At 36.9% G+C, this 11,165-nt stretch carries 8 protein-coding genes and 1 other annotated feature; of the genes, 3 read left to right on the plus strand and 5 right to left on the minus strand.

Annotated elements, in window-relative coordinates; genetic code table 11:
* Positions 1-36: 36 nt before the first annotated feature.
* From EKM66_RS06165 to EKM66_RS06180, 4 genes are all read right to left on the minus strand, one after another.
* On the minus strand, positions 37-2,685 hold the full coding sequence (locus EKM66_RS06165; RefSeq protein ID WP_125762677.1) for a valine--tRNA ligase: 2,649 nt from the start codon (positions 2,683-2,685) through the stop codon (positions 37-39).
* A gap of 74 nt (positions 2,686-2,759) precedes the next feature.
* Positions 2,760-2,952: a binding site (T-box leader), on the minus strand.
* 40 nt (positions 2,953-2,992) lie between these two features.
* Complete coding sequence (gene thiI, locus EKM66_RS06170) at positions 2,993-4,210, minus strand: tRNA uracil 4-sulfurtransferase ThiI (RefSeq protein ID WP_125762679.1); 1,218 nt, start codon at positions 4,208-4,210, stop codon at positions 2,993-2,995.
* A 9-nt stretch (positions 4,211-4,219) separates the two neighbouring features.
* Positions 4,220-5,365, minus strand: a complete 1,146-nt coding sequence (locus tag EKM66_RS06175) for a cysteine desulfurase family protein (RefSeq protein ID WP_125762681.1) — start codon at positions 5,363-5,365, stop codon at positions 4,220-4,222.
* Between the two features lie 78 nt (positions 5,366-5,443).
* Positions 5,444-7,132: a septation ring formation regulator EzrA gene (locus tag EKM66_RS06180; protein ID WP_125762683.1), complete on the minus strand. Its 1,689-nt coding sequence runs from the start codon at positions 7,130-7,132 to the stop codon at positions 5,444-5,446.
* A 321-nt stretch (positions 7,133-7,453) separates the two neighbouring features.
* Between EKM66_RS06180 and rpsD the strand changes: the two genes are divergently transcribed.
* Positions 7,454-8,062, plus strand: coding sequence for a 30S ribosomal protein S4 (rpsD, locus tag EKM66_RS06185; protein WP_125762684.1), 609 nt, complete (start codon positions 7,454-7,456; stop codon positions 8,060-8,062).
* Positions 8,063-8,130: 68 nt separating this feature from the next.
* On the opposite strand, the gene EKM66_RS06190 is transcribed toward rpsD, so the two are convergent.
* A complete protein-coding gene (locus EKM66_RS06190) occupies positions 8,131-8,733 on the minus strand; it encodes a DUF1054 family protein (RefSeq protein WP_125762686.1) in 603 nt (200 codons plus the stop codon).
* 114 nt (positions 8,734-8,847) lie between these two features.
* On the opposite strand from EKM66_RS06190, the gene EKM66_RS06195 reads away from it, so the two are divergent.
* Entirely contained in the window at positions 8,848-10,149 is a 1,302-nt protein-coding gene (locus EKM66_RS06195) for a replication-associated recombination protein A (protein ID WP_125762688.1), read from the plus strand.
* A 338-nt stretch (positions 10,150-10,487) separates the two neighbouring features.
* Entirely contained in the window at positions 10,488-10,964 is a 477-nt protein-coding gene (locus tag EKM66_RS06205; protein WP_125762692.1) for a universal stress protein, read from the plus strand.
* Positions 10,965-11,165: the final 201 nt, after the last annotated feature.

Consider the following 11,165-nt stretch of genomic DNA (forward strand, 5'->3'; position numbering starts at 1 on the left):
AAATAGAATATGTCTTTCCCCCTGATTTAATTTTAATTATTTATTAGCCTTCAATTGGTCAATACGTTGTTGAATCTTTTCTTGCTTAACTTGATAATCAGCCAACTTATCTTTTTGTTCAGCAACAACCTTTTCAGGTGCCTTATCAACGAAATTCTTGTTAGATAATTTCTTATCTAAACGAGTAATTTCCTTATCTATCTTAGCAGATTCTTCCTCTTGACGTGCAATTTCTTCATCAAGATCAATCAATTCTGCCAATGGAACGTACAATTCAGCACCATTAGTAACAGCAGTCATTGCCAAAGCTGGAGCTGACAAGTCAGTCGCTACATTCAATTCTTTAGGGTGCATAAAGCGATCGATGTATTCTTCATTATTCAAAATAACATCTTTAACATGATCATCTTGTGGCTTGATCATAATATCAACAGCCTTAGACATTGGTGCATTTGCCTCCAAACGAATCTTTCTTGATGATTTAATAAGATCAATCAAGACATCCATTTGGCTCATAGCATCATCATTATCTAACTCAGCATGATATTCTGGATATTTAGCATGCATGATTGTCTTGCCATTATGAGGCATAGTCAACCAAATCTTTTCGGTTACGAAAGGCATAATTGGGTGCATTAAGCGAAGAGTTTGATCAAGTACATATGTTAAGATCATCTTCTTTTGTTTCTTAGCAGCCTCATCATCGCCAGTCAATGTTGCCTTACTCATTTCAATATACCAGTCACAGAAATCATTCCAAATGAAGCTGTAAAGACTACGTTCAACTTCACCGAACTCAAAACGGTCTAGTAATTCGTTAACATTCTTAACTGTAGCGTTCAATTTAGCTAGGATCCACTTATCAGAAAGATCATATGTTGTAACCTTTGAAAGATCATCCATAGCTGGAGTGTCATCATCAAGGTTCATGATAACGTAACGTGAAGCATTCCAAATCTTATTAATGAAGTTCCATGAGGCATCCATCTTGTCATAACTGAAACGAGTATCTTGTCCAGGAGTTGTACCATTCATTGCGAACCAACGTAAAGCATCAGCACCGTATTTTTCAATAACATCCATTGGGTCAATACCATTACCAAGTGACTTACTCATCTTGCGACCTTGTGAGTCACGCATAAGACCATGAATAACAGTATTTTCAAATGGCTTCTTGCCTGTAAACTTCAAACTTTGGAAGATCATTCTTGAAACCCAAAATGGGATAATATCGTAACCAGTAACTAATGTATCGGTTGGGAAATAACGCTTGTAGTCTTCTGAATTCTCATCTGGCCAACCCATAGTTGAAAATGGCCATAAAGCACTTGAGAACCATGTATCAAGAACATCTTTATCTTGTTCCCAATTCTCAATATCCTTAGGAGCTTCTTCTCCAACGTATGTTTCACCAGTTGTCTTGTTATACCAAGCAGGGATCTGGTGTCCCCACCACAATTGACGTGAGATAACCCAATCATGAATATTTTCCATCCATTGTGTGAATGTATTTTCGAAACGATCAGGTACAAAGTTAACTTTATTATCACTCTTTTGATTAGCCAAAACTGTTTCAGCAAGTGGCTTCATCTTAACGAACCATTGTGTTGATAGTCTAGGTTCAACTTGAACACCAGAACGTTCTGAGTGACCAACACTGTGAACGTATGGTTCGATATGAATCATATATCCAGCATCTTGCAAGTCTTTAACAATAGCTTTACGTGCTTCGAAACGATCCATACCATTATACTTACCGGCATTTTCGTTCATTGTTCCGTCAGCATTCATTGTATTTATACGTTTAAGGTCATGTCTGTTACCAACGGCAAAGTCATTAGGGTCATGGGCAGGTGTGATCTTAACCATACCAGTACCAAACTCTTTATCAACGTAGTGATCTGCAATAATTGGAATTTTACGATCAACTAATGGAACGATAATCTCTTTTCCAACGATATCCTTATAGCGGTCATCATCAGGAGCAACGGCAACAGCAACATCACCAAACATTGTTTCAGGACGAGTAGTAGCAATTTCAATGAAACCTGAGCCATCAGCATATGGGTACTTAACATGATAGAATGCACCCTCATCATCCTTATGGATAACTTCAATATCTGACAAGGCTGTTTGAAGTTGTGGATCCCAGTTAATGATGTACTCACCACGATAAATCAAACCTTCGTTGTATAACTTAACAAAGACCTTGCGAACAGCCTTTGATAATCCTTCATCCAAGGTAAATCTTTCACGAGAGTAATCAAGCGATAGACCTAATTTGCCCCATTGAGATTTGATAATAGAAGCAAATTCATCCTTCCATTTCCAAACTTCGTCAACAAACTTCTCACGACCAAGGTCATAACGAGTAATTCCTTGTTCACGTAACTTAGCCTCCACTTTTGCTTGTGTAGCAATACCGGCATGATCCATACCTGGTAAATAAAGTGTATCGTAACCTTGCATACGCTTGTAACGAACTAAAGTATCTTGAATCGTTGTATCCCAAGCATGTCCCATGTGCAACTTACCAGTAACATTTGGTGGTGGGATAACGATTGAATAGGGTTTAGCTTTCTTGTCGCCAGAAGGTTTGAAATCATCATCATCAAGCCATGCTTGATAACGTCCTTCTTCGACTTCTTTTGGATTGTATTTCGTATCCATGTCGATTTCTCTCATAGTCTTTCCTCCATAAATGAGCTTCTATGCTCGCAATAACAGCCACTTTTTGAAACAAAAAAAGCACCCGTCCAGAATAGGACGAATGCTCGCGGTACCACCTAAATTGAGAATCCAAAAAATAGATTCTCCTCTCAACAGATAACGGTGGCCCGATCAAATTTTGATAGCTCACAGGTAACAATCAAGTATCTAAACCGCGCATTTCTCAGCTAACATGCACTCTCTTACGCTTATTCACTTAACACTCCTGATCAAAGCTGTTGAATTGATAATAAAACATAAATTTAATTACGTCAAACTAATTCTACAATAAAGTACTAATATCTTCTTGTTGTTGTTCCATAAAATGGTCACCATGTTCAATAGTCGTGATCTTAACACCAGCCAATGAACGTTCAATCAAACCGTCAATATCTAGAGAACTCTCAAATTTACGAGTCTTTTCGATGCTTGGTCTTGTCTTAGGACTTGGTGGAGCAAAGACAGTACAGCAGTCCTCAAATGGTTGAATAGACAAATTGAAGGTATCAATATCCTCAGCAAGTTTGATGATTTCAGTCTTATCCATAGTTGCAACGGGACGCAAAATTGGTGTCGTTGTAACATCATTAATAGCTGCCATGCTTTCAAGTGTTTGTGATGCTACTTGTCCAACAGCTTCACCATTAAAAATAGCTAAGCCGTTTTCTTTTTCACGCAACATATCAGTCAATCTCAACATGAAACGGCGTTGAATTGTCATCAAGTAACCTTCTGGAACTGATGATTTGATTGTCTCTTGAATCTCAGCAAATGGAACTTCGATAAATTTGATATTACCACCGAAGGCCGTCAACTTACTTGTAAGCTCCTTAGCCTTATTCAAAGCTTGTTCTGAAGTGTAAGGAGGACTGAAGAAATGAACCATTTCAATATCTACTCCACGTTTCATAGCAAGATATCCGGCAACAGGTGAATCGATACCACCAGACAACATCAGCATAGCCTTTCCAGCTGTACCAACAGGTAAACCACCAGCACCTTTAACAGTTAAGTATGAAAGATAGATACCATCTTGACGTACTTCAACTGAAATCTTGATATCAGGACGCTTCATCTCAACATCAATTCCTGGGAATTCATCACAAATAGCATCCCCAAGTTGTAAATTAATTTGGTTAGTATCCAGGTGATATGAATGATCAGAACGTTTAGTTCCAACCTTGAAACTCATGCCTGGCTTCCAAGCTTCATGCATCATTTCGATAGCTTTGGCTTTAACATCCTCAAAGTCATGTGAAACTTTAACACTCAATGAAAAAGTTTGAATACCAAAGACATTCTTTAACTTCTCCATAATTGGCTTAGCATCTTCACCATTCAATTGAATATGTAAACGATCACGGTGTGGTCTCATTACTAGATCAGGGTAATCCTTTAGGACTTTAGCTACATTTCCGTGTAAACGGTCGATGAAGCTTTTGCGATTCTTACCCTTTGTTGATAGTTCACCGTAGCGAACCATAATTTCAGTATATTCCATTTAATTCTCCTAATTTAAAATTTGGAAGTGTTCATGAATCTCATCCAAATTCTTGATAAACTCTTTCATTTCTGATTCTGTATTGTTTTCATCCAAACTAACACGTACAGCACTTGTAGCAACCTTCTCAGGCGTACTCATAGCCTTCAAAGTACTTGATTCCAAGCCCTTCTTTGATGAACATGCACTAGTTGTTGAAATATAAATATCACGATCTTCAAACGTATGTACAACCGTCTCTCCACGAACTCCATCAATCGTGAAACAAATGATATGTGGAGCAAAATCGTCAGAAAGTTGTGAGAATACATGCGTATTTGGAAGACTTTGAATGTGTTCGATCAATTCTGTCTTGAGCTTTGTCATCTTCTCAGCTTTTTGAGCTTCATTTTCTTTAAGCAAACGCAATGCTCTAGCCATAGCAGCAATCGCTGGGGTATTTTCAGTACCACTTCTTAGATTCTTTTCTTGGCCGCCACCAGCCATCAATGGTTCAAGTTGTTTACCAGCTTTCATATAAATGAAGCCAATACCACGTGGCGCATGGAACTTATGACCAGAGAAAGTATAGAAATCAACACGAGGATCCATGAACTGATCTTCAATATTCTTGCCAATAGCCTGTGTGCCATCAACATGATAACTGATATTGGGATAATCATCCAAAACACGAGCCATTTCATGGATTGGTTGGATAGAACCAATTTCATTATTAACAGCCATAGTTGAAACTAGAATAGTATCATCTCTAATAGCATTCTTCAAATCTTCAGCACTGACATGGCCTGTCTTATCAACTGGCAGGTAAGTCACTTCATATCCCAATTCTTCAAGTTCATGCATTGAATTCATAACTGAAGGATGTTCAATTGATGTCGTGATGATGTGTTTACCAAATTCACGTTTCTTAAATGCGGTTCCTTTGATGATCCAATTATTACCTTCTGTACCACCACTTGTGAATACAATTTCGTATGGTTTAACTCCCATTAAACTAGCAATTTGCTTACGAGAAGTTTCTACCAATTCATAGGCTTTCAATCCTAATTTGTGCAAACTAGATGGATTACCAAAATAATTCAAACTAGCAGCATTGTATGTATCGAGAACTGATTTCTCGATTTTAGTTGTTGCACTGTTATCAAAATAAATCATATATTTTCCCACCAAAATAAAAAGGCCTTAAAGGCCTTAATTTTTTTACTATCTTATAAGATAACGCAAAATCAAAAATTATGCATTAATTGTTTCTTTTATTCTCTCAACTGAACCGGCTTCAACACGTTCCAAAGCTGCAGAAATTGTTTCAACCGCATCAGCATACTCGTAGTCGTCATCAAACAAAGAACGGGCACGACCAAGTTGATCAGTAAACTCAGCGTCCTTGTTATCATATCTGTTAGCATATTGTAATAACTTCTCAGCCAACTTGACGTTCATCTTCAAATCAGTTGTTTTTTGAACTAAATTATCCAAATCTTCTTGAGTAACAATTACCTGCTTGCTGATGTCTTCCATATTAATTTGATCAGCATCTAATTCATTATAGAGCTTCGTAATTTCATCATAGACCATATAGAAATAATCCAAGTAATCATCTGGTAACCCCTTAAGTCTAAGTTGCTCAACAATTTTCTTCTGAATCTCAAGACGTTTAGCGTACTTATCAACACTATTTCTGGCAATTCTTTCACTTGAAAGCATCTGATTAAAATTATCGTTGATTGATTTCTCACTGGATTCAATATCGTCCAATTGAGAAACAATTGATTTAAAATCTTCCTCAGCTTTAGAAAAAATGGAATCCTTATCGGCAACATTTTGAACATCTTGATCATAACGAGTTCTAATATCGTTTAGAGCCGCTAGGTTCTCATTGAACTTCTTAGTATCAGTCTCGCTTAAAATATAATTGACGCTCAACTTCTGGATTCGACTGTCTAAACGATTGTGTTGGAACTTAGCGTGATTAATATAATCCAAAACAGGTTTCTGTTGCTTCAGAACACTCTGTTTTGCATCAATTTCAATTGTCAAAACATCATACAAATGGTCAATGTTTTGACGTATTTCTTCATTAGTATTGTTTACATAATCAAAATTCAATTCACCTAATTCAGAATTTGCTAAATCCAGACTATTTTGAACTTCCTTGATCAATGCCTCAATATCTTCCTCAAAATTAAATTGCTGATTCAGAAGTTTTTGATAGACAGAATTGATCTCCTCAATTTGACCAGGGAATACTTCATTTAATTCATGATGAAGTGGTTCAATCACCTTCAACTGATCAGTAATCAAACCAAGCTTAATCTTAACGTCATCCAAATACTGACTGGCCTCAATATGATCGCCCTTTTCAGTCAATTGCGTCTCTTTATCTAGTAACCCGGCTATTTCAGTAAGCTCATCCTCTAGCTTATCTGCCGCAGTTCCATAATTGAACGATTGAGTTAAGATTTCTTTGCGCAGGTCTTCGTAAGTCTGTTGAAGTGCCTCGCTTTGAGTAGCATTTAATTCATCGCTCTTAGATAATTCATCTAATGAATTAGAAATACTATCAATCTTTTCCTTCAACGAAGTAAGACTCTCATCGACCTTGCGCAACGACTTGGCTGAACTGAATACCTTAAATTGCGTATTCATATATTCTGCTCCACGGATTGCAGTCAAAATGGTGGGAACAACTTCATTTAGTTGCTTTTGATAGTCTGACTTCAAACCACTGAATTGATCACGACTAGCTCCAGCTAACTTCATATCTTCTAGTTTTCTTAATTTACCTGTTAACTTGTCTTTCTTTAATTCATCGGCACGTTCTTTATATGAATTTAAGATACCTGCGTTTTTCTTTTGCAAAAACCACATATACCATAGGAAGACTAAGACCAGTAAAATTATTCCAATAATAATTATCGACACTTTAACACCCCTAATGATGATTCAATATCATATAACTTGAATTATACCAGAGAACCACCCCACTATTTATTTTAATAGTCTTTCATAATAAAGTTTTAAATATTCAACCAAAAATTTCTTTTGACATTGCCTATCAATCACGTTACACTAGTCTTCGTGTAAAATATGCAGCAAAGAGCGGCAAGAACGTCAACAGTTACCGACATTTTGTTCAACTAGTAACCCACGGCTGCATGTGGTGAAAATTGTAGCGGCAACTGCACGAATGTTAAACTCTTGTTAATTATTTTACTCCATACAAAATTTTGGAGGAATTTATTTATGTCTAGATATACAGGACCTCGTTGGAAATTATCACGTCGTTTAGGAATCTCACTTTCAGGTACAGGTAAGGAAATCGCTCGTCGTAACTATGCTCCTGGTCAACATGGCCAAAACAATCGTCGTAAGGTTTCAGAATACGGTCAACAATTAGCTGAAAAGCAAAAGTTACGTTTCATGTATGACGTTAACGAACGTCAATTCCGTAACCTATTTAACCGTGCCGGTAAGCTTGATGGTATCCACGGTGTTAACTTGATGGTTCTTCTTGAAACACGTCTTGATAACGTTGTTTACAGATTAGGTCTAGCAAGCTCACGTCCACAAGCACGTCAACTTGTTAACCATGGTCACATCACAGTAGATGGCAAGCGCGTTGATATTCCATCATACGAAGTTCAAGTTGGTCAAAAGATCAGCCTTCGTGAAAAGTCAAAGGACTTAGCTATTGTTAAAGCTAACCTTGAAAATGTTGTTGGTCGTCCCGGTTTCGTAAACTTTGATGATAACACATTGACTGGTTCATTAGTACGTAACCCAGAACGTGACGAACTAGAACCAAATATTGATGAATCACTAGTTGTTGAATACTACAACCAAATCCTTTAATATTTTTCAAAACATTCACTTCATGTGGATGTTTTTTTATACCCAAAAACACAAAAAGAGGCTGCGAATTATTCTTTCGCAACCTCTTTATTTGCTTGAACTAGCAACTTGCTCAAAGCAACAAACTTATCAAACAATAGTTCATCATAATTCCCCTGGTTAACTATGTCCGAGTCCTTTAATAGATCATATCCGATAACAAAATCACTAGACTTCACTTTTGTATATCTTGAAACCACATCCAAATAATTATCAGAAGTCTTCATTTCAGCAATCGTATGATCATTTGACACCAGCCAACCATCACTAACAATTTGATCATTCCACGAATTGATCAATGGATAATAATCAACACGATTCCGTGCATCAGCCAACAAGCCAAACGTTATAAAATATCTATCAGGCCATAATCCGAGCTCCAAATGTGGAGTCTTTTTATAACCTTTTTTATCCATGTTAATTGCCAACCAAGTATCAGGTGGTGGATTCTTAGTTCTTCTTTGATGCTTAGCAATCTTTAAATAAAATTTTTCTTGATATTCTTGTTCAAGTTCATCAAGCAATTTATTCCCAAATATTTCAAACTTGGGATCAAGTTGTTCTCTGATAAGATCTAAGCGACCAGAAAGAGTATCATCATCAAATACGTCAAAATCATTTTTATTAAACATTTTATTCTCCCCTTTCATAATCCAAAAAATCTATTTCAATAGTTGAGCATAAGTTTGTTTCTCTACTCAACTCTCTGTTGTAGAATATACTTATTGTACTATATAGGAGGTAACATGCAAAAACCACTAGCATACCGTATGCGACCGACAAATATCGATCAAGTCGTCGGCCAGCAACATCTAGTGGGTCCAAACAAAATCATCCGCAGAATGGTTAATGCCAAAATGCTATCTTCAATGATTTTGTACGGCCCACCTGGTATCGGCAAAACAAGTATTGCCAGCGCAATTGCTGGAAGCACCAAATACGCATTTCGCAAGCTAAATGCTGCGACTGATAGTAAAAAGGATCTACAAATAGTCGCTGAAGAAGCCAAAATGAGTGGAACAGTTGTCTTATTGCTTGATGAAATACATCGGCTAGACAAGACAAAGCAAGATTTCTTATTACCATTACTGGAACGTGGATCAATAATTTTGATTGGTGCCACGACTGAGAATCCATACATCAACATAAGCCCTGCCATTCGATCTAGGGTACAAATATTTGAGTTGAAACCACTTCAACCAGATGATCTGAAACAAGCCGTTAAACGTGCACTAGCTGACAAAGAAAATGGTTTGGGTAATTATAATGTCCAATTGGACGATAACGCGCTAGAACTACTTGTAAATTCAACAAATGGTGACTTGAGAAGTATTCTTAATGGGCTTGAACTTTCAGTTCTTTCAACTGAGGAACAAGATGGTACAATACACATTGATTTAAAGGCAATTGAAGAGTCTGTTCAAAAAAAAGCCATTTCGGCAGATAAAAACGGTGATAGTCACTACGATGTCATCTCCGCATTCCAAAAATCGATTCGCGGCAGTGACCCGGACGCAGCTCTATTGTACCTAGCCCGCTTACTTGAAGCTGGAGAACTCACCACAGCCATCAGAAGGCTCTTAGTGTGCGCATATGAAGACATTGGTCTAGCTAACCCTCAAGCATGTCAACGTGCTGTACAAGCAGCTCAAGTGGCACAGATGGTTGGACTTCCCGAAGCTCGGATTCCACTGGCTAATGCCGTAATTGATTTATGTTTATGTCCCAAATCTAATTCTGGCATGTCGGCCATTGATGCAGCGCTTGAAGACGTCAGAAATGGCAAAGCCACATCTATTCCCGATGACTTAAAAGATGCACATTATAGTGGAGCTAAAAAATTAGGCCACGGTGTCGGATACAAATATCCACACAGCTATCCAAACGCTTGGGTAAGTCAACAATATCTACCCGATAATTTAATTAATAGTAAATATTATGAACCTAAGACAACTGGTAAGTACGAACAAGCTCTCAAAATGCGAATGGAACAGCTTGATCAGTTAAAAATAAAAGCAAAACGGAGTGGAAACAATAATGGCAATTAAAATTTTAATGCTAATATTCATCATTTTCTTATTAGCACTAGCATTCAATTTATGGTCACACAGAAACAGAAAGTTCCTGATTTACTCACCAAATGAAAACTTAAACTTGAAAACTATTATGATAATTACAGCTGTCCTTTTACTATTAATTTCCATTACCGGTGTCATTATCGTAATCGTAGGCTCTAAAGAAAGCAATTTCATTACCCTTATACTGGGAAGTGTGGTTGCAGCCGGATTTTCAATTTATTTAGCAAATATTGGCAGATGACTGTATTTATATCATTCAATCAACTAAAATAAAGATGTAGATAAAGAATAATCAACGGGGTGATAATATGTTACAACAATACAAAAACATTCTCGTACCAATCGACGGCTCATTTGAGGCAGAACTTGCATTTAAAAAAGCAGTTGAAGTTGCAAAAAGAAATAAGGCCGCAGTTCATCTATTGCATGTAATTGATACACGTGCATTTCAAAATGTATCAAGCTTTGATTCAACTATGGTTGAACAAATTACTGAAAAAGCTAAGGAAACAGTTAAGAGTTATGTTCAAACTGCCAAAGATGCAGGTTTAACTGACATTGACTACAGCATTGAATATGGTGCACCAAAGGCAATCATTGCTACCGACTTCCCTAAGAAGTTAGATGTAGACTTGATTATGATTGGTGCTACTGGTCTTAACGCTATGGAAAGATTGCTTATTGGTTCAGTTACCGAATACGTAACAAGAACAGCCGCATGTGACGTTCTTGTAGTAAGAACTGACCTTGATAACAAATCAATTCAAAAACCACGCAAAAAATAATAATATTATTAAAAAAAAGTGAGCTGATTTTAATTAATCAGCTCACTTTTTTTATTTCGTGAATTGTAAAATTAATCCGAACACCTAATCAAAAAAAAATACCCATAGTAAATGTTTTACAATGGTAGTGACTAAACAGACCATGAAAGAAGACATTTACTATGAGCATATCTACTTTAACACAGTATCACCGTGGTGCCA

This window comes from Companilactobacillus hulinensis, from assembly GCF_003946555.1.
GTDB classification, from domain to species: Bacteria; Bacillota; Bacilli; order Lactobacillales; family Lactobacillaceae; genus Companilactobacillus; species Companilactobacillus hulinensis.